The sequence below is a fragment of the Kerstersia gyiorum genome, assembly GCF_048595715.1.
In the GTDB taxonomy this organism is placed as follows: domain Bacteria; phylum Pseudomonadota; class Gammaproteobacteria; order Burkholderiales; family Burkholderiaceae_B; genus Kerstersia; species Kerstersia gyiorum.
In genome coordinates this window covers 3,239,275-3,262,197 of record NZ_CP169556.1, presented here as the reverse complement: position 1 = coordinate 3,262,197, position 22,923 = coordinate 3,239,275, and the positions used below count along the sequence as shown (strand labels likewise).

At 62.4% G+C, this 22,923-nt stretch carries 18 protein-coding genes; 12 read left to right on the top strand and 6 right to left on the bottom strand.

Going from position 1 to position 22,923, the window contains the following annotated elements; all coding sequences use genetic code 11:
- Positions 1-121 precede the first annotated feature (121 nt).
- Positions 122-2,191, bottom strand: coding sequence for a methionine--tRNA ligase (gene metG, locus ACEW7X_RS14290; RefSeq protein ID WP_068367121.1), 2,070 nt, complete (start codon positions 2,189-2,191; stop codon positions 122-124).
- A gap of 247 nt (positions 2,192-2,438) precedes the next feature.
- Between metG and ahpC the strand changes: the two genes are divergently transcribed.
- The 3 genes from ahpC to ACEW7X_RS14275 all read left to right on the top strand — a co-directional run bounded on the left by ahpC (position 2,439) and on the right by ACEW7X_RS14275 (position 5,681).
- Positions 2,439-3,002, top strand: coding sequence for an alkyl hydroperoxide reductase subunit C (gene ahpC / locus ACEW7X_RS14285; protein WP_068367119.1), 564 nt, complete (start codon positions 2,439-2,441; stop codon positions 3,000-3,002).
- A 175-nt stretch (positions 3,003-3,177) separates the two neighbouring features.
- The gene (ahpF, locus tag ACEW7X_RS14280; protein WP_068367117.1) at positions 3,178-4,758 is read left to right on the top strand and encodes an alkyl hydroperoxide reductase subunit F; all 1,581 of its coding nucleotides are present in this window, start codon (positions 3,178-3,180) and stop codon (positions 4,756-4,758) included.
- 248 nt (positions 4,759-5,006) lie between these two features.
- Complete coding sequence (locus ACEW7X_RS14275; RefSeq protein WP_420177348.1) at positions 5,007-5,681, top strand: DUF4328 domain-containing protein; 675 nt, start codon at positions 5,007-5,009, stop codon at positions 5,679-5,681.
- A gap of 182 nt (positions 5,682-5,863) precedes the next feature.
- Here the strand turns inward: ACEW7X_RS14275 and ACEW7X_RS14270 are convergent, their stop codons facing one another.
- Entirely contained in the window at positions 5,864-6,151 is a 288-nt protein-coding gene (locus ACEW7X_RS14270) for a hypothetical protein (protein ID WP_068367114.1), read from the bottom strand.
- Between the two features lie 144 nt (positions 6,152-6,295).
- Between ACEW7X_RS14270 and apbC the strand changes: the two genes are divergently transcribed.
- The 9 genes from apbC to gcvH all read left to right on the top strand — a co-directional run bounded on the left by apbC (position 6,296) and on the right by gcvH (position 19,349).
- Positions 6,296-7,381 (top strand): iron-sulfur cluster carrier protein ApbC, encoded by a 1,086-nt coding sequence (gene apbC, locus ACEW7X_RS14265; RefSeq protein ID WP_068367112.1) that lies wholly within the window; start codon positions 6,296-6,298, stop codon positions 7,379-7,381.
- 3 nt (positions 7,382-7,384) lie between these two features.
- On the top strand, positions 7,385-9,184 hold the full coding sequence (locus ACEW7X_RS14260; protein WP_068367110.1) for an autotransporter assembly complex protein TamA: 1,800 nt from the start codon (positions 7,385-7,387) through the stop codon (positions 9,182-9,184).
- Positions 9,181-12,660, top strand: a complete 3,480-nt coding sequence (locus ACEW7X_RS14255) for a translocation/assembly module TamB domain-containing protein (protein WP_420177347.1) — start codon at positions 9,181-9,183, stop codon at positions 12,658-12,660. Before ACEW7X_RS14260 ends, ACEW7X_RS14255 begins: the two co-directional genes overlap by 4 nt.
- Before the next feature lie 166 nt (positions 12,661-12,826).
- The gene (gene dcd / locus ACEW7X_RS14250) at positions 12,827-13,390 is read left to right on the top strand and encodes a dCTP deaminase (protein WP_068367106.1); all 564 of its coding nucleotides are present in this window, start codon (positions 12,827-12,829) and stop codon (positions 13,388-13,390) included.
- Positions 13,391-13,658: 268 nt separating this feature from the next.
- A complete protein-coding gene (locus ACEW7X_RS14245; protein WP_068367104.1) occupies positions 13,659-15,923 on the top strand; it encodes an arginine/lysine/ornithine decarboxylase in 2,265 nt (754 codons plus the stop codon).
- Between the two features lie 86 nt (positions 15,924-16,009).
- The gene (locus tag ACEW7X_RS14240) at positions 16,010-17,170 is read left to right on the top strand and encodes an aminoacetone oxidase family FAD-binding enzyme (RefSeq protein ID WP_253099825.1); all 1,161 of its coding nucleotides are present in this window, start codon (positions 16,010-16,012) and stop codon (positions 17,168-17,170) included.
- A gap of 380 nt (positions 17,171-17,550) precedes the next feature.
- Entirely contained in the window at positions 17,551-17,991 is a 441-nt protein-coding gene (locus ACEW7X_RS14235; RefSeq protein WP_420177346.1) for a hypothetical protein, read from the top strand.
- Positions 17,992-18,191: 200 nt separating this feature from the next.
- Complete coding sequence (locus ACEW7X_RS14230) at positions 18,192-18,806, top strand: superoxide dismutase (protein WP_068367098.1); 615 nt, start codon at positions 18,192-18,194, stop codon at positions 18,804-18,806.
- Positions 18,807-18,971: 165 nt separating this feature from the next.
- Positions 18,972-19,349 (top strand): glycine cleavage system protein GcvH, encoded by a 378-nt coding sequence (gene gcvH / locus ACEW7X_RS14225; RefSeq protein ID WP_068367096.1) that lies wholly within the window; start codon positions 18,972-18,974, stop codon positions 19,347-19,349.
- A gap of 112 nt (positions 19,350-19,461) precedes the next feature.
- Here the strand turns inward: gcvH and ACEW7X_RS14220 are convergent, their stop codons facing one another.
- The 4 genes from ACEW7X_RS14220 to ACEW7X_RS14205 form a co-directional block, all read right to left on the bottom strand.
- Complete coding sequence (locus ACEW7X_RS14220; protein WP_257740051.1) at positions 19,462-20,985, bottom strand: YdgA family protein; 1,524 nt, start codon at positions 20,983-20,985, stop codon at positions 19,462-19,464.
- 45 nt (positions 20,986-21,030) lie between these two features.
- Positions 21,031-21,543 carry a dihydrofolate reductase gene (locus tag ACEW7X_RS14215; protein ID WP_068367093.1) on the bottom strand — a complete coding sequence of 171 codons (513 nt, stop codon included), beginning with the start codon at positions 21,541-21,543 and terminating at the stop codon, positions 21,031-21,033.
- A gap of 103 nt (positions 21,544-21,646) precedes the next feature.
- The gene (locus tag ACEW7X_RS14210; RefSeq protein WP_068367091.1) at positions 21,647-22,441 is read right to left on the bottom strand and encodes a thymidylate synthase; all 795 of its coding nucleotides are present in this window, start codon (positions 22,439-22,441) and stop codon (positions 21,647-21,649) included.
- Positions 22,442-22,445: 4 nt separating this feature from the next.
- Complete coding sequence (locus tag ACEW7X_RS14205) at positions 22,446-22,883, bottom strand: OsmC family protein (RefSeq protein WP_068367090.1); 438 nt, start codon at positions 22,881-22,883, stop codon at positions 22,446-22,448.
- Positions 22,884-22,923 lie beyond the last annotated feature (40 nt).

The window sequence follows — 22,923 nt, the reverse complement described above, 5'->3', positions numbered from 1 at the left end:
GACCGGGTTTGTGATTTCGCAGCCAGCTTCCGCAACAACGAACAAGCCCCGCAGCATGGCAATGCTGCGGGGCTTGTCTGCTTCCTCTGGCACGCTGGCCGCGCAAGCGGCCAGTGGGACATCAGCCTACACGCATGCCGGGCTGCGCACCGGGCCAGGGCTCGAGGATGTAGAGTCCGGCATCCACCTTGTCGTCGGCGTGGCTGGCTGCCAGCACCATGCCTTCCGACACGCCGAACTTCATCTTGCGCGGCGCCAGGTTGGCAACCAGTACGGTTAGCTTGCCGACCAGCTGTTCAGGTTCGTAGGCCGACTGAATGCCGGAGAATACGTTGCGATGGCGCCCTTCGCCCGCGTCCAGCGTCAGCTGTAGCAGCTTGGTGGAGCCTTCGACGCGCTTGCATTCGACGATACGCGCAATGCGCAGGTCTATCTTGGCGAAATCGTCGATCTTGATGGTGTCGGCAATGGGTTCGCCGCCTGGCACGACCACCGGCGCTGCGGGCGGTTCGAACAGCTGGTCCAGCATTTCAGGCGCGACGCGCTGCATCAGGTGCTTGAACGGGGCCACGTTGCGCGGCAGCTCGCCGGCGTCCGTCCAGACAAAACCGCGATCCAGGCCGAACAGCTCGCTGGCCACGCGTTGCGACAGTTCCGGGAGGATGGGGCTCAGCATGACAGTCAGGGCCTTGAAGCCGGCCAGGGCGCGCGAGCAGATATCCTGCAGGGCGGCCTGGCGTTCGGCATCGGCTTCTTGCCAGTTCTTGGCCAGCACCCAGGGCTGGGCGGTATCGAATTCCTGGTTGATGCGGTCGGCCAGTGCCATGGCTTCGCGGATGGCGCGGCCATACTCGCGCACCTCCAGGTCGGCGCGCATCTGTTCGGCTGCCGCCTGCAGGCTGGCGGACAGTTCGGCCTCGTCGCCACGGTAGGCCAGCTGGCCGTCGAAATGGCGGGCGATGAAGTTGGCGGCGCGGCTGGCGATATTGATGTATTTGCCGATCAGGTCGCTGTTGACGCGGGCGATGAAGTCTTCGGGATTGAAGTCTATGTCTTCGACCTTGCTGTTCAGCTTGGCGGCAATGTAATAGCGCAGCCATTCGGCATTCATGCCGATCTGCAGGTAGCGCAGCGGGGAAATGCCGGTGCCGCGGCTCTTGGACATCTTTTCGCCGCTGACGGTTATGAAACCGTGCACGTTCAGTTGATCCGGCGTCTTGCGGCCGGCGAACTTCAACATGGCCGGCCAGAACAGCGCGTGGAAATAAACAATGTCCTTGCCGATGAAGTGGATCTGTTCAGTGTTGCCGGCAGGGTCCAGCAGCGCGTCGAAATCCAGGCCCTGCTTGGCGCAATAGGCCTTGAGCGACGCCAGGTAGCCCACTGGCGCATCCAGCCAGACATAGAAGTACTTGCCCGGCGCATCGGGAATCTCGATACCGAAGTAGGGGGCGTCGCGGGAAATATCCCAGTCGGCCAGGCCGCTTTCTTCTTCGCCGCTGCCGCCCAGCCATTCACGCGTCTTGGCCAGCACTTCGGCCTGCAGGTGGCGTGCGCCGTGGGCATTGCTGCCGGTGGTCCATTGCTTGAGGAATTCCACGCAGCGCGGGTCGGAGAGCTTGAAGAAGAAATGTTCGGATTGCTTGAGCACCGGGCGTGCACCGCTCAGTGTCGAATACGGGTCGATGAGTTCGGTCGGGCTGTAGACGGCGCTACAGACTTCGCAGGCATCGCCATATTGGTCTGGCGCCTTGCAGCGCGGGCAGCCGCCCTTGATGTAGCGGTCCGGCAGGAACATGCCTTTGACCGGGTCGTAGAATTGTTCGATGGTGCGCGTCTCTACCAGGCCGGCGTCACGCAGGCTGCGGTATATCTGTTGCGACAGTTCGACGTTCTCACGCGAATCCGTGCTGTGCCAGTGGTCGAAACGGATATGGAAGCCGTTCAGGTACATCGGACGCTCGGCGGCATAGCGCGCCACCAGTTCCTGCGGTGTGATGCCTTCGCTTTCAGCCTTCAGCATGATGGGCGCGCCGTGGACGTCGTCAGCGCCGACAAAGTGCACCGTGTGTCCCGACATTCGCATCGCCCGCACCCAGATATCGGCCTGGATGTATTCCATGATGTGGCCCACGTGGAAGGAGCCGTTGGCGTAGGGCAGGGCAGTCGTAACGAACAGTGTGCGAGACATGGCAACTATAGAAAGGTTGTAGGAAGGCCGATTGCGAGGAACCGGTCAGGCCATTTTAGGGCCTGGCGGCGCTTTGTGCCGCGACGTCCCCCAAAGCATGCGGTCATTCCCCTGTCATTGAAAAAATCAATCAGTGGGATAGAATTAATTCACTTTTCATATCTGAAAAGAAAAGGCACTATATGCCTGCAAGAACGGTACCGGCAACGGTGCCGCCGTGTTCAACCCAGACAACAGGATTATCACCATGTCTCTTATCAATACCCAGATCAAACCGTTCAAGGCTCAGGCGTACCAAAATGGCAAGTTCATCGAAGTCAGCGACGCATCGCTGACCGGCAAGTGGTCGGTTGTGGTGTTTTATCCTGCCGACTTCACCTTCGTGTGCCCGACCGAGCTGGAAGACCTGGCCGATCATTACGAAGAATTCAAGAAGCTGGGCGTCGAAGTCTACAGCGTGTCGACCGACACCCACTTCGCGCACAAGGCATGGCACGACACCTCGGACGCCATCAAGAAAGTGCAATACGTGATGGTCGGTGACCCCACCGCCACCCTGGCTCGCAACTTCGACGTGCTGATCGAAGAAGAAGGCCTGGCCCTGCGCGGCACCTTCCTGATCAACCCGGAAGGCCAGATCAAACTGTGCGAAATCCATGACAACGGCATCGGCCGCGACGCCAGCGAGCTGCTGCGCAAGGTCAAGGCTGCCCAGTACGTCGCCAGCCACCCGGGCGAAGTCTGCCCCGCCAAGTGGAAGGAAGGCGAAGCCACGCTGACCCCCTCGCTGGACCTGGTCGGCAAGATCTAATCTCCAAGCAAAGAGCCGGAGAGAAAACGGTCCGCGCCCGATGACGGGGCGGGCCGCGGGGGCCGGCTTGGTGGCCAGCCCCCGGCCAGGGCAGCGGTGCTGTCCCGGCAACAGAGGTGTCATGCCCACAAGGCATGCTGCCACGAATACACATCACTGAATACCGGAGCTTCTCATGTCGTTGGATGCCAACCTCAAGAATCAATTGAAAGCCTATCTGGAACGTGTCACGCAGCCGGTAGAGCTCGTTGCGTCGCTTGACGATGGCGCCAAGTCCAAGGAGCTGCGTGAACTGCTGCAGGAAATCGCAGCGCTGTCCGATCGCGTGAGCTTTGTCGAGCGCGACGAGGCCGGTGTGCGCAAACCGTCCTTCAGCGTCAATCGCCCTGGCGAGAATATCGGCATTCGTTTCGCCGCTATCCCCATGGGTCACGAATTCACCTCGCTGGTGCTTGCCCTGTTGCAGGTCGGCGGCCATCCGATCAAATTCGAGCCGGAAGTCGTCGAGCAGATCCGCAACCTCGATGGCGAGTACCTGTTTGAAACCTATATGTCGCTGAGCTGCCAGAACTGCCCGGACGTGGTCCAGGCGCTCAACGCGATGGCAGTCATCAACCCGCGTATCCGCAACGTTGTCATCGACGGCGCGCTGTTCCAGGATGAAGTCGAGCAGCGCCAGATCATGGCCGTGCCGACCGTCTACCTGAATGGCGAAGTGTTCGGCCAGGGCCGTTCCTCGGTCGAGGAAATCCTGGCCAAGCTCGATAGCGGCGCGGCAGCGCGCAAGGCTGCCCAGCTCGACGCCAAGGATGCCTTCGACGTGCTGGTCGTCGGTGGTGGCCCGGCCGGTGCCGCAGCGGCGGTCTATGCGGCTCGCAAGGGTATCCGCACGGGCGTGGTGGCCGAGCGTTTTGGCGGCCAGGTGCTCGACACCATGGCAATCGAGAACTTCATCTCGGTGCCTCATACCGAAGGCCCGCGCTTTGCCGCGGCGCTGGAAGAGCACGTCAAGTCGTATGACGTGGACATCATGAACCTGCAGCGCGTCGTTGCGCTGGAGGAAGGCGATGGTCTGCTGTCGGTCAAGCTGGAAAGCGGTGCAGAATTGCGCAGCCGTTCGGTCATTCTGGCGACGGGTGCGCGCTGGCGCGAAATCAACGTGCCGGGTGAGCGCGAATACCGCAACCATGGCGTGGCCTACTGCCCGCACTGCGACGGCCCGCTGTTCAAGGGCAAGCGCGTCGCGGTGATTGGCGGCGGCAACTCCGGCGTGGAAGCGGCCATCGACCTGGCCGGTGTGGTCGGCCACGTCACGCTGATCGAATTCGGCGAAGCGCTGCGTGCCGATGCCGTGCTGCAACGCAAGCTCTACAGCCTGCCGAACGTCGAAGTCATCCTGCATGCGCAGACCACGGAAATCGTGGGTGACGGCCAGAAGGTCAACGGCCTGGTCTATACCGATCGCAAGAGCGGAGAAAGCCGCAAGGTCGAGCTGGCTGGTGTGTTTATCCAGATCGGCCTGGTGCCCAACAGCGAATGGCTCAAGGGCACGCTGAATCTCTCCAAGCATGGCGAGATCGAAGTGGATACGCGTGGCGCAACCTCGCTGCCCGGCGTATTCGCTGCCGGCGACGTGACGACGGTGCCCTACAAGCAGATCATCATCGCTGCGGGTGAAGGTGCCAAGGCAGCTCTGGGCGCATTCGACTACCTGATCCGCCAGCCGGCGGCAGGCGAGGCGGAAGTGACTGCCTGAGCCGTTACGATGGCAACGGGATAACGTCGCCAGATTCAAACGCCGCAGTTGTGGCGTTCCCGCACAAGCCAGCGCATTGTTTTGCGCTGGCTTGTGTCATTTTTGCCATGGTTTTTGCATTCCTTGACCTGTGCTGCGCCCTGGCTGCAAGCGTCTTGATCAGCGCCTGACTTGTTGAAAGAGCGTATCATTCCTATTTGTGCCCGGGATGGGCGACAGGCAGGCTGGTTTGCATGCATGAGGCATAGATGGAACTCAGGGATTTGACGCGCTCCACGCGCCGGATACGCCGTCTGCTGCTGGCCAATATCGCATTGTCCGCAGTGGCCTGGTTATCGGGTATGGTGGAGTACGGGTTGCTGACAGACCTGGATAATCAGGTTTTTGCCAGCCATGCCCAGGCCCTCGACGCGGCCACGGCCAATGCAATGCGGCAGGGAACCGTAGGCCTGTTGCAGATTGGCCTGTTTATTGCATTGATAGTGATGATCGGCCGCTGGATCTATTTCGCCAACCGCAATGCGAATGCGCTGACAGCAGAAAACCTGCGCTATTCGCCAGCATGGGCGGTGGGGTGCTATTTCGTGCCTATCGTCAATCTCTGGAAGCCCTATCAGGCCATGAAGGAGATCTGGCAGGCCAGCGCGGTGCCAGACGCCTGGCAGACAGCGCGTGTGCCTGCGGTATTGCATTGGTGGTGGCTGTTCTGGTTGCTGGCCTGCGTGCTGGGCAATGCAGCGTATCAATTGGGGCAGCGTGCGGAAACGCTGCCCGCCTTGATGCAGGCAAACCTGATGATGCAGGTTTCAGATCTGATGGACATCCCGTTGTGTATTGCCGGATTGATCCTGATTCAGCGCATTGCGGGCCTGCAACAGGCACGGATGCCTGCTCGCACAAGGGGTGCGTCAGGGATAGCCTGAGTGGCGTACCAGACATCGGTCAGCGCGGCGATGTCCGGCTGGCAATGTTGCACTGGAAGCAGGCCACCATCCCATATGCGCGGGTAGCTATCGGGCAGCTATCGAAAGGCAGCGCATGCGGCGCTGGGTGGCAGGAAGGGGAGAAGCGAGCTTACCAGGGCAAGCTCACGTTGGTCATGCTGTCAGGGCAGGTCGCGGACCTGCACGTCGATGATGTCGTCCTTGCCGGACTTGTTGCCGTAGGGGCGGCGGGGCTGTTGCCAGGCCTGCGCTTGCGGGCTGCGGCCGGCACTGCGTTGCTGCCAGTAGGCTTTCACGCCGAAGGGGCGGCCGCGCAGGCGGGCCCAGACGTAAAGGATGCCTACGGCAATGGCGCTGGAGATCATGAACACCAACGCCATGAACAGGCCAACCAGTCCCAGTGTGAACAGGAGGACGTAGCGGAAGAAGCGTGCGATAGTATCGGTCATGGTATAGGACTGAGGGCTGGCGTGGCGGAAAGTTCCCGTTGCAAGGTAAATCGGCGTAAACGCTGGCCGATCCGCTATTCTTTAGGGTACGTACCGGATTTTTCCGGCAGCATCTGAAGTTACACCACTAAGAGCCATAGTGACATGAGTTTGACGATACAGCAAATCCGCGCCGCGTTGCATGAAGTTGTTGATCCGGCGACGGAATTGCCCCTGGATCATGAATTGAAAGACCAGGCCGTGCAGGTCGAGGGTGAGCGCGTATCCGTCAGTCTGGAATTGGGATATCCGGCGCCTGGCGCCAATGAACTGTTGCGCGCCGAGGCGCAAGCTGCGCTGCGTCGCGCTGGTGCGGCAGAGGCGCAGGTGACCCTGGGCTGGCGCGTACGTACTCATATGGTGCATCGAGGCCTGAAGCCCCTGCCCAATGTGCGCAACATCATTGCGGTGGCGTCGGGCAAGGGGGGGGTCGGTAAAAGCACCACGACTGTCAATATCGCGTTGGCGCTGGCCGCCCAGGGCGCGCGTGTCGGCGTGTTGGATGCGGATATCTATGGCCCCAGTGTGCCGGCACTGCTGGCGCTGGAAGGCAAGCCCGGCAGCAGCGACGGCAAGACCATGGACCCCTTGATCGGTTATGGCGTGCAGGCCAATTCGATCGGCCTGCTGATTGCCGCCGATGCGCCGGCCATCTGGCGCGGCGCGATGGTGGTGCAGGCGCTGGATCAACTGCTGAACCAGACCAACTGGTCAGACCTGGATTATCTTTTTGTCGATATGCCGCCTGGCACCGGCGACATCGCGCTCAGCATGGCGCAGAAAATGCCGGTGACGGGCGCGGTGGTTGTCACCACGCCGCAGGATCTGGCCTTGCTGGATGTGCGCCGTGGCGTGCGCATGTTTGAAAAGGTCGACGTGCCAGTCCTGGGCGTGGTGGAAAACATGTCCGTGCACATCTGCTCCAAATGCGGCCACGCCGAGCACATTTTCGGCGAAGGCGGCGGCCAGGCGCTGGCGGAACAATTCGAACTGCCGTTCCTGGGCAGCCTGCCGCTGGCCCTGGATATACGCCAGGACGCCGATGCCGGGCGCCCCAGCGTGGTGGCCGCGCCGCAGGGGCCGGCCGCTGTCATTTACCAACAGATCGCTCAACGTATCGCCGCGAGCATTGCCAGGCTGCCGCGTGACCGTTCCATGAAAATTCCTACTGTCGTGGTCAAGGGAGCTTGAGCGATGCGTTTTGCGGCCAGACTGACGTGTGCCAGCCTGTTCTCCCTGCTTTGCACCCAGGCCTGGGCCAGGCCCGAGGTGACCATAGATCCCGGCGGTCTGCCGCCAACGGTACTTGGCATTATTCATGAAGCCGTCGATGCGATTGCGCGCCTGGATGATGACGAAGATGGCGGCGAGGCTTCACGCCTGCGGCGCCGTGCACGTGAAGCTGTTCTGTCGGCACTGGCCACACAGGGGTATTTCAGTCCGGTGGTAACGCTGGAAGCAGGGCAGGACGTTGTCGGGGAAACCTGGGACATCGTGATCCAGCCGGGCAAGCGTGCGACAGTGGCCAGCGTGGACATCCGCTTCGAAGGCCGCATCCTCGGTGAAGACTACGAAGATCGCCGGGCCGCTCTGACGGACGCCTGGAAACTGCCGGAAGGCCAGGTGTTCATCAATAACGACTGGAGCAAGGCCAAGACCTCATTGCTGGAAAGTGTGTCGGCCAAGGATTTCTATCGTGCGCGCCTGGCACACACGAGCGCGGACGTCGATCCCCTGACCGCCCGCGTGGCGCTGAATGTGCTGGTGGACAGCGGCCCCCGGGTGCGCCTGGGCGAGCTGCACATCGAGGGTCTCAAGCGCGTACCGGAGCGCCTGGTGACGCGTTATGTGGAATATCCGCCGCTTGCGCTCTATGAGCGGGCGGAGTTTGAGAACTGGCAACAGGAATTGCAGGAAACCAATCTGTTCCGTGGCGCGTTCGTGATGCCGGGGCAGGATGGCGAAACCGATACGCTTGCAGAAGATGCACCGCCTTCGGGCTTGCCCGAGGATGTCATTGTTCCGGTGAACGTCTCGGTGGCCGAGGCAGCTGCGCGGCAAGTGGCTGTCGGGCTGGGCCTGGATGATGATGTGGGCCTGCGCTTCGAGACACTGTACAAGCAGAATGTCGTGCTTGGCCATCCCGTCAGCATGGAAACCGGCATCGGCCTGGACCGCAAGCGTCAGCGTGCCTTTCTGGACTTCTATCTGCCGCCGACGGCGCAGGGCCAGAAAGACAGTATCGGGCTGCTGGTGAAGCACTCGGATATCGAAGGCCTGGACGTGACCCGTTATGCACTGGGTGCGACGCGTACCCGCACACGTTTTGGCAAGGGCGATAATCCGGTCGAATACGAAACGCGCTTCGGCATGTTGCTGGCGCATGACCGGGTGAAGATCGGCGATACCGAGGCGGAAGATCTGCCGACCTTCACTGGTACGGCGGGCTGGACTCGCATAGATGTCAATGACAAATATGATCCGCGCAAGGGTAATGTCATCGACCTTCAAGGCGGTGTGGGCCTGACACTGGATGATGCCAAACCTTATACACGGGCGTCCATGCGTCTGCAGCAGTGGTGGCCGATCGGGCCGCGTGATGTGCTGACTGTCCGTGGAGAAGCGGGCAAGGTCTGGTCTCAGCGTCGTACCCGGGTTCCGGATGATTTCGGTTTCCGTACGGGTGGCGCGCGTACTGTGCGTGGCTATCGCTACATGTCTATCGGCGCAGAGTCGCATGGCGCGACCGTGGGCGGTGCCGCGATGGCGGTGGCCAGCATCGAGTACATGCACTTTTTCACCGACATCTTGGGCATGAGCGTGTTTTTCGACGCGGGTGACGTGAGCGATTCCTTCCGCGACATGAACATGAAACTGGGGTATGGCGTGGGCGGCGTGGTGCGCACGCCCGCCGGTCCGATTTCCCTGGACCTGGCCTATGGCCAGGAAGATCGTGACCTGAGACTGCACTTTTCGCTGGGGATAGCATTTTGAAGAAGCGACGTTCATTCCTGCGCCGCCTGTTGTGGTGGGGGCTGCCCACCGTGGTGTTGCTGGTCGCGCTGGCGACTTCGCTGGTTGCCTGGGTGCTGCTGACCCAGGCAGGCACGCGCGCGGCTTTGCGCATGGTGGCGTCGCAGCTGGACGGCAAGGTGGAAGCGATTGAAGGCGACATCTGGCACGGCGTGAAGATTGGACGGTTGGTCTTGAGCCTGCCGGGCGTCGATGTGGATGCCAGCGACCTGGTCTTGCGTGGTGAATGGCGCTTCCTGATGGAAAAGCAGGTCTGGGTGCGCGAGCTGTCTGCCAGCAAATTGAGCGTGGCCTTGTCGGATACCGGGGAAGAAGAACCGCCCAAGGAAGGGCCGGTGGTGGTGGACCTGCCGGTAGGTATACGCGTGGATAAACTGGCCCTGGGTGAGTTCGTGCTGACCCAGGACGGCACGCCCTTGCCCGTAACGGTCAAGGGGTTGCAGGCCAGCATTGCAGCTGCTGATGAGGCGCAGTTGCGCCTGGGCAACGTGGAAATCGGCCATGACATGGCGGACGCCTGGATTTCCGGCGAAGTCCGCCTGGAGAAACTGGCCGAGCCCTGGCCCATGGACGTGGCGCTGAGCGTGCATGCCAAAGGACGGGGGGATGATTCTCCTGTGTGCCTGAAGGCATTGCCTGGCCGTCCGGCCGACGCGGCTTGCGAAGCTCAGGCCAGCCTGCAGTTGCACGGTTCGCTGGAACAGCTGGCGGTGGCATTGCAAGGCAATGCGCCGGGCCTGGCAATGGACGCCAAGACAGAACTGGCCTTGCAGGCGGCGTTCCCGTTGCGCGATGCCGCCGTGGCGCTGACACTGGCCGACGGGTCGTCCGCCACCCTGAATGTCGAGCTGGACAGGGATGCCGGCAACGCGGTGCAGCGTGATCGTTTGCGCGGCGAGTTACAGGCACGCCGCCTGGATCTCGGTCTGCTGTCGGGGGGCGCAGTGCCGCCGGGCGTGCTCACCATGAACGGCAGTTTCGACGTGATGCTGCGTGACCAGAGCTGGCCGGAATGGCTGGACCTGAAATTGGATATCGCCGATGCCAGCCGCTGGAATGGCCAGCCCTTGAGCGGGAAAGTCGTGGCGCGGGCGGAGTTTCCGTGGTCCGAGGCACAACAGGCGCCGGACTGGATGCAGGCGCGGGCCAGCGGCGTGGATATTGCGCTGGCACTGGGCACGGACCGGCTGAGCCTGGCCGGCGGCTGGGGCACGCCGCAGGCGGAAATGAAGCTGGATGCGGCGTTGTCGCAGCTGGCCAATTGGTGGCCGGGCCTGCCGGGTGCAGTACAGGCCAAAGGGACAGTTGGCGGAACGGTGGGCGCACATCGCGCCCGGCTGGAGGCCAACTACGCCTTGGGCGACCGCAAGAGTACGACGCTGGGTGAAGCGCCGGTCCAGGCCAAGGTCGACCTGGAGGGCGGGTGGGGCAGCGGGCGCGGTTTCCAGCCAACGTTGACGGGCTGGCGCGGCACCTTGCGCAGCCTGGACGTCAGCCATGCCGGTCTGGGGGCTGCGCTGCAGCGCCCCATGGACGTGGCATTCATGCCGGATGCCAGCGCCAGCCAGTGGCAGTGGCAGGTCGGCGCGACCGCGCTGCGCCTGGGCCTGCCGCGCCGGCAGGCGCTGGAACTGGAAAGCCTGGGCGCACGTGGTGGCGGCGCTCGCTGGCAGACAGCGGGCCGTATCAATGCCCTGGCGCTGAATCGCGACTGGATCATGTCGGTGCTCAGCCTGGCTGAGGTCAAGGACGAGCCGGAAGCCCTGGGGCTGCTGCGCAACCTGGTGCTGGACGGCGCCTGGGATCTGCGCTTCGACCGTGCCCTGGGCGGGCATGTATCCATTAACCGCCGTTCCGGGGATATTGCTCTGCCCGGTGGTGGCGGCAAGACCGTGGGCCTGGAGGCCCTGGGCGTGACCGTGGACCTGGTTCCGGGACGCGGCCATGACAGCCAGGCGCGTGCCAGCCTGGTGCTGGGCAGCAAGCTGCTGGGTGGTGTGCAGGCCAATGCCGACACGACCCTCAGCGCGCGTAACGGCGTGCCCGGCCTGGACCCGGAAGCGCGCATCAATGCTGCGCTGCGCACCGACAAACTCGACCTGTCGTGGGTCAATATGTTTGCCGGTGATGCTCAGGAAGTGCATGGCGAACTGACGGCCAACCTGACGGCGCAAGGCTCGCTGGCGGGCCCCTGGAATTTACAGGGGGGCGTGAATGGCCAGAAGCTGCGCATCGTGCGTATCGACGATGGCATCCGGCTGCTGGACGGCACCTTGTCGCTGCGCATCGAAAACGACGTGGTCATTCTGGATAGCCTGCGCTTCCCGGCTGTGCTGCGCGTGACGCCGCCCGAGTGGCGCACACGTACCTGGATCACCGAAGAGGCTGACGCACAGAACGGTTTCCTCAATGTATCCGGACGCTGGCGCCTGACGGATTCGTCCGGCAAGCTGCAGGTCGAGCTGCATCGCTACCCGATCGTGCAGCGTAATGACCGCTATGCCATGTTCTCCGGCAAGATCGACGTCGAGGCGGCCTTGCCCAAGGTGGATATCACGGGCAAGATCGTGGCCGACGCGGGCTGGGTCAGCGCCGATATGCTGTCGGCCGTGCCCACGCTGGATGACGATGTGCACGTCATGACGACGCAGGCGGCGCCGCATGTGGAAAGCGAAGATGGGCTGGACATGTCCATGGACCTGGTCGTGGACCTGGGGCCGCGCTTCTACCTGACGGGCATGGGCATAGACTCCGGCCTGACGGGTTCGCTGCGCCTGATGATGAAAAATGGCCAGCTGTCGGCTGCCGGTACCTTGCGCACCCGCGGGGGGCGTTTCGAGGCCTATGGCCAGAGACTGCAACTGACGCGCGGCAACATCACGTTCCAGGGCATGCTGGACAATCCGCTGCTGGATATCGAGGCCTTGCGGCGCGGCGAAACGGTGGAGGCCGGCGTGAAGGTGACCGGTACCGCGCAGCGGCCGCGCATCACCCTGGTGTCCTATCCGAACGTCAGCGAGGTTGAAAAGCTGTCATGGCTGATCCTGGGACGCGGCCCGGACCAGAGCGGCAACGATACGGCCTTGCTGCTGGCCGTCGGCGCCTCGCTATTCAGTGGCGGCACGCCCATGTACAAGCAGCTGGGTCTGGATGACGTCGGCATCAAATCGGGCGCCATGGGGACGGCCGGTAGCCTGCTACCGGATACCACTGTCGCCAGCCAGGCTTCGGGTAACGACGATAGCGTCGAGAACCAGTTTCTGGTCGCCAGCAAGCGCTTCTCGGATGGATTGACACTGACGGTCGAGCAGGCTCTGTCCGGTTCGGGGTTGGTGGCGCGCTTGAGCTACTGGATTTCCCGCCGCCTGTCGGCTGACCTGCGGGCCGGTGAAGTCAATGGCCTGGGCCTGACCTACCGCCGCATCTACCAGGAATGAGCATAGGGGCGCCGGTGAACCGACTGGCGCCCGCCCGTTCCCTTGCATTGCGTCCAGCAGAGGCAGCCGCAGGATGAGCCGGCCGTTTGCATAAAAGGGATGTTTCCGGGCTGCCGGCGCGGTCGGCAGTCGCTACAATGCGAGGTTCATCAAGGAGCACGACAGAATGAGCATCAAGAGCGACCGCTGGATTCGCGAACAGGCCACGCAGGGGATGATCGAACCCTACGAGCCGGGCCAGGTACGCGAGCAGGATGGCAAGCGTATCGTGAGCTACGGGACCAGCAGCTATGGCTATGATGTGCGCTGTGCCAACGAGTTCAAGATATTTACCAATATCAATTCCACGATCGTCGACCCCAAGTCGTTCGACGAACGTTCGCTGGTGGACTTCAAGGGAGATGTCTGCATCATTCCGCCGAATTCCTTTGCGCTGGCCCGTACCATGGAGTATTTCCGCATTCCGCGCAATGTGCTGACCATCTGCCTGGGCAAGAGCACCTATGCACGCTGCGGCATCATCGTCAACGTGACGCCGCTGGAACCCGAGTGGGAAGGCCACGTGACGCTGGAATTCTCCAACACCACGCCGCTGCCAGCCAAGATTTATGCCGGCGAGGGCTGCGCGCAGTTCCTGTTCCTGGAAAGCGACGAAGTCTGTGAAGTGTCCTATCGCGACCGCGGCGGCAAGTATCTGGGCCAGCGTGGTGTGACCCTGCCGCGTACTTGAGCGCAGGTTTGCCGGGGTGTCAAGGCGCAGAGCGACTTTCTCCCCGTTGACGGACGCCTGCCTGGCGCCCGTTATCGTGCCTGATTCCCCGCCGGGGCAGGCCGTACCGTTTCCCGCCGCCATCGTCTCCCGAAAGAGGCGATGGCATTTTTCCAAAGAGTGTGTCGGTAACATGCGACGCCTGGGATGAAATCCCGGCGGGCTTCATCCGCCAGCCGTCTTGAAGCTGTACACTCGCCCCGTTTTTTCCTGTGGCCGGGAGCGCCCGATGAAATTCCGTTTTCCCATTTTCATCATTGATGAAGACTATCGCTCCGAGAATGTTTCGGGGCTTGGTGTGCGAGCCCTTGCCGAAGCCATAGAGGCTGAAGGCGTCGAGGTCATCGGCGTGACCAGCTACGGCGATCTGAGTTCGTTTGCCCAGCAGCAGAGCCGCGCCAGCGCATTCATTCTGTCCATCGACGATGAGGAATTCGACGTCGATTCTCCCGAGGATGTTGCCAGCGCCATCAAGAATCTGCGCTCGTTCATCGGCGAGCTGCGCTTTCGCAATGCCGAGATTCCCATTTATCTCTACGGCGAAACGCGTACCTCCGAACACATCCCGAACGATATCCTGCGGGAACTGCACGGCTTCATCCACATGTTCGAGGATACGCCGGAGTTCGTGGCGCGCCACATCATTCGCGAAGCCCGCTCCTATGTCGAGAGCCTGGCGCCGCCGTTCTTCCGCGAACTGGTGGATTACGCCCAGGACGGCTCCTATTCCTGGCACTGTCCCGGGCACTCCGGCGGCGTGGCTTTCCTGAAGAGCCCGGTGGGTCAAATGTTCCACCAGTTCTTCGGCGAGAACATGCTGCGCGCCGACGTCTGCAACGCCGTGGACGAACTGGGCCAGTTGCTGGACCACACCGGGCCGATCGCGGAGTCCGAGCGCAATGCGGCGCGGATATTCCATGCCGATCACTGTTTCTTCATCACCAACGGCACTTCCACTTCCAACAAGGTGGTGTGGCACGCGAATGTGGCGGCCGGCGACGTGGTGGTGGTGGACCGCAACTGTCACAAGTCCATCCTGCACGCCATTACGATGACGGGCGCGATTCCCGTGTTCCTGCGGCCCTCGCGCAATCACCTTGGCATCATCGGGCCCATCCCGCTGGAAGAGTTCCACCCCGACAACATCCGCAGGAAAATCGAGGCCAATCCCTTTGCCCGAGAAGCGGTCAACAAGCGCCCGCGCATCCTGACGCTGACGCAGAGCACCTATGACGGGGTGATCTATAACGTCGAAATGATCAAGGAAGTGCTGGGCAACGAAATCGACACGCTGCATTTCGACGAAGCCTGGCTGCCGCATGCCGCCTTCCACGAGTTCTACCGCGACATGCACGCCATTGGCCCGGATCGTCCGCGTACCGAGAACGCCATGGTGTATGCCACGCACTCCACGCATAAGCTGCTGGCAGGCCTGTCGCAGGCCTCGCAGATCATCGTGCAGGAGTCGCAGACCCGCACGCTGGACCGCAACCTGTTCAACGAGGCCTACCTGATGCACACCTCGACCTCGCCGCAGTACGCGATCATCGCGTCCTGCGACGTGGCGGCGGCAATGATGGAGCCGCCCGGGGGCACTGCTCTGGTCGAGGAAAGCATTCGCGAAGCGATGGATTTCCGCCGCGCCATGCGCAAGGTGGCATCCGAATATGGCAAGAACGACTGGTGGTTCAAGGTCTGGGGACCCAACCGCCTGGCCTCCGAAGGCATGGGCAACCGCGACGACTGGATACTGGAATCCGGCGCCGCATGGCACGGTTTCGGCGATCTGGCGCCGGGCTTCAATATGCTCGACCCCATCAAGGCCACCATCGTTACGCCGGGCCTGGATATTTCCGGCCGTTTTGATGAAACCGGCATCCCGGCGGTCATCGTGTCGCGCTATCTGGCCGAGCACGGCGTGGTGGTCGAGAAGACGGGCCTGTACTCGTTCTTCATCCTGTTCACCATCGGCATTACCAAGGGCCGCTGGAATACGCTGCTGACCGCGTTGCAGCAGTTCAAGGACGATTACGACCGCAACCAGCCGCTGTGGCGCGCCATGCCGGACTTCTGCCGCAACCATCCGCGCTACGAGCGCCTGGGCGTGCGCGACCTGTGCCAGCAGATCCACGTGGCCTATCGTGCGGGCGACATCGCCCGCCTGACCACGGAAGTCTATCTGAGCGATATGGAACCCGCGCTCAAGCCGTCTGACGCCTTTGCCCGCATGGCACACCGCGAGATCGAGCGCGTGGAGCTGAGCGAGCTGGAAGGCCGTGTCACGGGCGTGCTGCTGACGCCGTATCCGCCGGGCATCCCTCTGTTGATCCCGGGCGAGCGCTTCAACCGTACCATTGTTGATTACCTGTTCTTTTCGCAGGAATTCAATGCCCGCTTCCCTGGCTTCGGCGTCGATATCCACGGCCTGGGTTCCGAAGTGCGTGAAGACGGCTCGGTGCGTTATTACGTGGATTGCATCCGGGAACGCGAGTGACGGCAAACAGTGGCACGGCCCAGGCCGGCGCTGGCCTGGGCCGGCTGCAGTACGACGTAGCAGTACTGGGTGCCGGCGCGGCCGGCATGATGTGTGCGGCCGTGGCGGCGCAGCGCGGCCGGCGCGTGGTCCTGATCGACCATGCTGCCCGGCTTGCCGAGAAAATACGCATCTCCGGCGGCGGGCGCTGCAACTTCACCAACCTGGGGGCTGGGCCGTCCAATTATCTGTCGGCCAACCCGGCATTCTGCCGTTCCGCCCTGGCCGGTTATACCCCGCAGGATTTCCTGGGCTTGTTGCGGCAGCACCGGATCAGTTGGCATGAGAAGCACAAGGGCCAGCTGTTCTGCGACGATAGCAGTGAAGACATCATCCGCATGCTGCGCGCCGAGTGCGATAAAGGCGGCGTGCGCTGGCGCATGGAAACCCGCGTCGATGCGGTGCGTGCCGATGGCGAGGGCTATGCCCTGGATACCAGCGCCGGGGTGATTACCGCGCACAGGGTGGTCGTGGCGACCGGCGGCATGGCCATTCCCCAGCTTGGCGCCACGGATTTCGGCCTGAAACTGGCGCGCCAGTGGGGCCTGAAGATCATCGAGCCGCGTCCGGCGCTGGTGCCGCTGGTGTTCGACGCCGCAGACTGGAAGCCTTATGCCGCACTGTCCGGTGTTGCGGTGGAGGTCGGCATTGCCACGGGTGCAGCGAAGCGGGGCGGTGGGGCGTTCCTGGAGGACCTGTTGTTTACGCATCGGGGCCTGTCGGGACCGGCCGTGCTGCAGATTTCCAGCTTCTGGGAACCGGGCCAGCCGATTTGTATCGACTTGGCGCCTGCCCTGGATATGGAGGCAGAGCTGTTGCGTGCCAAGCCGGGCAGCCGCCAGCAACTGGGGACGGTGCTGGCGCAGCTCTGGCCACGGCGCCTGGCCGAACACTGGTTGTCGGCGCAAGGCAATATGCCTGACGCGTTCTCGGCACGCCTGGCGGATGTGCCTGATCGCCTATTGCGCCAGCTGGCGCAGACTATTCAGGCGTGGCAGCTGGTGCCCTCCGGGACGGCAGGCTACAAGAAAGCCGAAGTGATGCGCGGCGGCGTGGATACCCGGGAGCTGAACCAGAAGACCATGGAAGCCCGGCGCGCGCCGGGGCTGCATTTCATCGGTGAAGCCGTCGATGTCACCGGCTGGCTGGGCGGCTACAACTTCCAATGGGCCTGGGCCTCCGGCGTGGCCTGCGGCAAGGCAGTTTGAACCTGGGTGCGCAGCCTGGCTGCGCACCCAGCGGGTAGCTTTATGCATGTGACGCATGCGCGGCGGCATCTGGGCACCTGCGTCGGTTCACTCTCTCCACCTCCCCACAGTTCATATCTCCGTATGTACGTGTCGCTGCATCCGCATGCGTGCGGCAGGCCTGTGTTTCGGCGAGTACGGCGGGTGGCGACAGGTGGGAGCAGGGCGGCAGGGATCGGCAGACCGGGCAGGGCGTAACCCCCAACAGGGCGCATGCGGGTGCCCGAAGGTAAAGACATGTCAGTTATTAGGCAGACTGGCCATGCTTGAATTTCTAAATGAAAAATATTATTATTAGCAAACAGCTTTCCGATAGCCAATCCGTTCTTGCAGGAATGCCCATGTTGCCAGATTTCATTGCCTTTGAGCCTAGCCGTACCGAGCGCTGTCCGCTCGATCCCTGGCGCCGCCTGACGGAGCGGGGCGACCGGGCACTGGCGCGTGGCGATGGCCATTCGGCCATGACGCAATACCGCGCGGCGCTCAGTCTGGCCGATGCATGTTTCCCCCATATTGCAGACGCAGAGGCGGGCGCATCGGCGTTGTTTGCTTCCCACCGCAATCTGGCCCGCCTGTATGAAACCCTGGGCCACATGGACATGCAGATCGAACACGTCTGCGTCGCCTATGAAATCCTGGCGCAGGCCGCACATGATGGCGCGCTGGCGCCCGGCTGGCGTGAAGCCTCGGGGCGCTGGGGGCGGCATGCCAGGGGCATGCTGGCAGAACTGCTGGGCCGATTTCCCGGGCACGAGCGCCTGCAGGCCTTGACCCTGCACTGATTAGGGCCGTCTAGGCCAATTTCCTGTTGATCGCGTATGCTTAGAGGGTATGCGGATGCCCTCCCGCAGGTTGGGGAGGGTGGACGTTATGCCCCGGATTCTGCCATCATTGCGGTGGCAAGAAGAGCAACGTTGCTGTAGTCCTGGAAGGGCGCGCTGCGCCTGTCCGTCCGGCTGCAGCAGTACAACAGGAGAATTCAATGGCTTATACCCTTCCCCCCCTTCCCTATGCCTATGATGCGCTGGAGCCGCACATCGACACGGAAACGATGCAGATCCACCATACCAAGCATCACCAGACCTACATCAACAACGTGAATGCTGCGCTGGAAGGGGCCGGCATCGCCGAGCAACCCGTGGAAGACCTGCTGCGCAACTTCGCCAGCCTGCCGCAAGCCGTGCAGGGTGCCGTGCGCAACAACGGTGGCGGCCATGCCAACCACTCGCTGTTCTGGACCGTCATGTCCCCGAACGGTGGCGGCGAGCCGACGGGCAAGCTGGCTGACGCGATCAAAAACGAACTGGGTGGCTTCGAAGCCTTCAAGGAAGCCTTCATCAAGGCTGCACTGACCCGCTTCGGCAGCGGCTGGGCCTGGCTGACCGTGGACAAGGCCGGCAAGCTGGCAGTCGAAAGCAGCGCCAACCAGGATAGCCCCCTGATCGACGGCCGTACTCCCATCCTGGGCCTGGACGTCTGGGAGCACGCTTATTACCTGAAGTACCAGAACCGTCGTCCCGAGTACATCGGCGCGTTCTTCAACGTGGTGAACTGGGCCGAAGTGTCCCGCCGCTACGAAGCCGCACTGGCTGGCTGATAGGCATGCGCCTGCGCCCGCGTGGGCGCTTGCGCAGCCGGGAATGCATTCCCAAGCGCCATGCCCGGCTGCCATGCCGGGCATGGCTTTTTCTTGCCGGCGCGGCAGGCCTATCCTGTATGATCGCGGCTTGATTTCACGATTTCCGCCGAGAGGTCACTAACCATGAACATACCTGACGACAGGCGCTATGCCGCCACCCATGAATGGATTCTGCGCGATGGCGATAGCTGTATCGTGGGGATCTCCGATCCCGCGCAAGACCAGCTGGGCGATGTGGTGTATGTGGGCGATGTGCCGGTAGGGCAGACGCTGCAGGCCGGCCAGGTGGCTGGCGTGGTGGAGTCGGTAAAGGCTGCTTCCGATATCCATGCCCCGGTCGCGGGCCGTGTCGTGGCCTTCAATGAAGACCTGGCTGACGATCCCTCGGGGCTTAACAGCGATCCTTATACGACCTGGATTTTCCGTATCGTACCGGATGCCTTCGACGATATTGACACCCTGCTGGATGCAGGCGCCTATTCGAGCGTGGCCAACGGCTGAACCCGGTTCCGGGCCGGGCCGCGGCCTGCGGCCACGCTGGAGCGGTATAAAAAAGCCCGATCACATGATCGGGCTTTTTGCATGATGCCGTCATGGACGGCAACGCATGGCTTTACTGTTGCGGAACGACCTGCTCTTCCTCGAAGCGGAATTCTTCCAGTTCGGGAGCGCTGCCCTGGGAAATCTCGGGCGAATCGAAGCCGCTGGCCAGCATGCCGAACAACAGCGGGATCATGAAGGGTGGGACTTCATCGCCGTTGATGACCAGGCTGCCGTTCTCGAAGGTAATGTAGCCGGTGTACTTGCCGTCGTCGGTCAATGTCAGGGCGCCTTCCTCGACCAGGCTTTCCATGGCGGCCGGCAGCGTGGCTTCCACTTGTTCCTTGGCGGTATCAGCAGGCATGCCGTCGATCATCAGGAAGCGCTGATAGCTCTCGGCCACCATGTTCTTGTCCAGCGTCAGCGTTGCGTGAACGCGCTTGATGATTTCCGGGCCAGGCTGGTTCAGCTTGGCAGGCGCAGCCGTGTCCACAGCCAGGTCCAGCGTGGATTTGCCTGCGGTATTGGTGGTGTCCAGCGTGACGAGCAATTGCGGCGCCTGGCTGAGCAAGCCGATCAGGTTGTCCTGGATGCCGGGCATGGTCAGGATTTGGCTCGGGTCGCTGATGGTACGCAGCTTGCCACTTTCCATCAGGTCTTCGTAGGCCTTGTAGAGGCCTTGCAGGGCAGCGCCGTCCAGGCGGTTGAGACGAGCGTCCAGCACCACGTCGCCGAAGTCCTGCTGGCCGATGTTGATGCCGTTGACGGAATAGACGGCATTGGCGTTGAAGGCGGTCTTGCCTTCTTCGGCAACACCGGAAGTCACGCCGATGCGCTTGATCGAGATCTTGCGGTCAGAGTTGTTGTCGATATTGTCGATGAGGAAGTCGTCGATCGACAGGGAGCTGGTGCCCACGCCGATGTCAAAGGCGCTGCGCTCGGTCTTGGCAACGAAGTCCATTTTGCCGAACGACAGGCGGAAGGGGTTCTCGCCTTCGAGATCATTGACGGTCAGGCCAGCGCTGCCGCCCTTGGCATCCCATTCCTGGCCGTCGGTCGAGGCCGTGCCTTCGAGGTTGAGGCCAGCGAAGTCAATGGAGACTTCTTCGGTGCTGTGCTTGGCCGGGGAGATCTTCCAGTCGAAGGCGATGGTCTGGCCGAAACCAATGCGGGTGTAGCCGATGAACGGTTCCTTGTCGCCGAAGAATGCCTTGGCCTTGGCGGCGTTGGGATCATTGGCATCCACGGTGGTCTTGCTGAAGGCCAGCGCCGGCGCGAACATGCCGTGGCTCAGGGCCGCCCAGGGCAGCGGGCCGTGGCTGATGGCGTCGTGCAGGACCAGGGAACCTTCTTCGCCACGAATGCCGACGCGGTAGCGCGCTTCGCTGGAGAAGATGCCACGTTCGTAGCTGACCTTCTCGAGGTAGGGCGGCGTGTCGATGCCATTGAGCGCAAACTCCGATGCCAGGCGGCTATTCAGGCGCGTGATCTGGGTATCCACCATCTTTTCGATCTTGGTGCCGAGATACCAGGAGCTGCCGACATAGGCGACAGCCAGTACGCCGACGACGGCGATGGCAATGGGGGTTTTCTTCATGGTCGAAGGGATTCCTAGTTGCGAGGTTTGATGACTGGGTGGCTGTCAGGCGGCTGCCGGTGATGTCTTGCGCTCGTAAACGACAAAGTCGTATTCATAGCCATTTTCAGTTTGCCGTTCACTGCGAGATGTTTCCATCCACTCATCCCCAGGCAGTTGGGGAAAGTAGGCATCGCCTTCGATGCTGGCATGAACTTCTGTGGCGACAACGCGTCGGGCAAGGGGCAGGGCTAACCGATAGATTTGTGCGCCGCCGATGATATAGGGCGATGCCTCGGCAGTGCAAGCCGCCAGGGCCGCTTCCAGTGACGGATAGACGCTGGCGCCGGCCGCTTCGTAACAAGAGTTACGGCTTATCACAATATTCAGCCTGCCGGGCAGGGGCCGCCCCAGGGATTCCCAGGTATTGCGCCCCATGATGACCGGGTGGCCCAGCGTGGAACGCTTGAAGTGCGCCAGGTCGCCCGGTAGCCGCCAGGGCAGTGTGTTGTCGCGGCCTATCACACGATTGGCGGCATAGGCGACGATCAGATCGGGGGCAGCGAGCTTGGCGGACATCAGTACGTCTCGTTGGGGTAGTGGAAGGGCGCCGTGCTGGGCGGAGGTGGCTGGCGGGCAGCATGTGCTGCCCGCCAGCGCTGCGAAGGCAGGAGCGCCGTGCTCAGACGGCAACGGCGCCCTTGATGTGCGGGTGGCTCTGGTAATCGACGATGCTGAAGTCTTCCAGCGCATAGTCGAACAGGCTATCGGGCTTGCGCAGGATTTCCAGGCGCGGGTACGGGTAGGGTTCGCGCGACAGTTGCAGCGCGACCTGCTCTTCGTGATTGCTGTAGATATGGCAATCGCCGCCAGTCCAGATGAAATCTCCGGGTTGCAGGCCGGTCTGCTGGGCCACCATATGGGTGAGTAGCGCGTAGCTGGCGATATTGAACGGCACGCCCAGGAAAATATCCGCGCTGCGCTGGTAAAGCTGGCAAGACAGGCGTCCGTCGGCGACATAGAACTGGAACAGTGCGTGGCAGGGCGGCAGCGCCATGTTCTGGATTTCCGCGACGTTCCAGGCAGAGACGATCATGCGCCGTGAATCGGGCGTGGAACGGATTTGCTCGAGCACCTGGCTGATCTGGTCGATGTGGCCGCCGTCCGGCGTGGGCCAAGAACGCCACTGTACGCCGTAGATCGGGCCGAGGTTGCCATCGGCGTCGGCCCATTCATTCCAGATGCTGACCCCACGTTCTTGCAGCCAGCGGACATTGTTGTCGCCGCGCAGGAACCAGAGCAGCTCAAGAATGATGCTCTTGGTGTGAAGCTTCTTGGTGGTGATCAGGGGAAAGCCCTGCGACAGGTCGAAGCGCATCTGATAGCCGAAGACCGAACGCGTGCCGGTACCGGTGCGATCCGTCTTGATCGTGCCATTTTCATGGACGTGGCGCAGGAAGTCTTCGTACTGGCGCATGATCTCAATTGTCCTCGGGATGGGTTTCGACGATATCCAGCGACCAGCTCAATTCGGCGGTCTTGCCAAGCATGGCGGAGGCCGAGCAATACTTGTCATGTGACAGGCTGACGGCACGCTCCACCGCTGTGCGCGGCAAATTGCGGCCGGTCACGGTGAAATGGAAGTTGATGCGGGTGAACACCTTGGGGTCGGTGTCGGCGCGGTCGGCCTGCAGCGCAACCCGGCAGCCGCTGATGGCATGGCGGCCGCGCTTGAGGATCAGCACGACGTCATAGGATGCGCAGCCGCCGGCACCCGCCAGCAGCAGCTCCATGGGACGCGGAGCCAGATTGTTGCCGCCGCCTTCGGGCGCGCCATCCATGGTGGTGACGTGGCCGCTACCCGTGCGCGCCACAAAAAGCATGCCGTCGGGGCCGCCCCAGTCGATGGTGCATTCCATGATGATGAACCTTGTCAGCGAGTGTGGTGTGATGGCGACA

Bases quoted from the DNA above. Each gene is read 5' to 3' on its own strand.
- metG (WP_068367121.1), bottom strand. From the start codon at position 2,191: ATGTCTCGCACACTGTTCGTTACGACTGCCCTGCCCTACGCCAACGGC.
- ahpC (WP_068367119.1), top strand. From the start codon at position 2,439: ATGTCTCTTATCAATACCCAGATCAAACCGTTCAAGGCTCAGGCGTAC.
- ahpF (WP_068367117.1), top strand. From the start codon at position 3,178: ATGTCGTTGGATGCCAACCTCAAGAATCAATTGAAAGCCTATCTGGAA.
- ACEW7X_RS14275 (WP_420177348.1), top strand. From the start codon at position 5,007: ATGGAACTCAGGGATTTGACGCGCTCCACGCGCCGGATACGCCGTCTG.
- ACEW7X_RS14270 (WP_068367114.1), bottom strand. From the start codon at position 6,151: ATGACCGATACTATCGCACGCTTCTTCCGCTACGTCCTCCTGTTCACA.
- apbC (WP_068367112.1), top strand. From the start codon at position 6,296: ATGAGTTTGACGATACAGCAAATCCGCGCCGCGTTGCATGAAGTTGTT.
- ACEW7X_RS14260 (WP_068367110.1), top strand. From the start codon at position 7,385: ATGCGTTTTGCGGCCAGACTGACGTGTGCCAGCCTGTTCTCCCTGCTT.
- dcd (WP_068367106.1), top strand. From the start codon at position 12,827: ATGAGCATCAAGAGCGACCGCTGGATTCGCGAACAGGCCACGCAGGGG.
- ACEW7X_RS14245 (WP_068367104.1), top strand. From the start codon at position 13,659: ATGAAATTCCGTTTTCCCATTTTCATCATTGATGAAGACTATCGCTCC.
- ACEW7X_RS14240 (WP_253099825.1), top strand. From the start codon at position 16,010: ATGATGTGTGCGGCCGTGGCGGCGCAGCGCGGCCGGCGCGTGGTCCTG.
- ACEW7X_RS14235 (WP_420177346.1), top strand. From the start codon at position 17,551: ATGTTGCCAGATTTCATTGCCTTTGAGCCTAGCCGTACCGAGCGCTGT.
- ACEW7X_RS14230 (WP_068367098.1), top strand. From the start codon at position 18,192: ATGGCTTATACCCTTCCCCCCCTTCCCTATGCCTATGATGCGCTGGAG.
- gcvH (WP_068367096.1), top strand. From the start codon at position 18,972: ATGAACATACCTGACGACAGGCGCTATGCCGCCACCCATGAATGGATT.
- ACEW7X_RS14220 (WP_257740051.1), bottom strand. From the start codon at position 20,985: ATGAAGAAAACCCCCATTGCCATCGCCGTCGTCGGCGTACTGGCTGTC.
- ACEW7X_RS14215 (WP_068367093.1), bottom strand. From the start codon at position 21,543: ATGTCCGCCAAGCTCGCTGCCCCCGATCTGATCGTCGCCTATGCCGCC.
- ACEW7X_RS14210 (WP_068367091.1), bottom strand. From the start codon at position 22,441: ATGCGCCAGTACGAAGACTTCCTGCGCCACGTCCATGAAAATGGCACG.
- ACEW7X_RS14205 (WP_068367090.1), bottom strand. From the start codon at position 22,883: ATGGAATGCACCATCGACTGGGGCGGCCCCGACGGCATGCTTTTTGTG.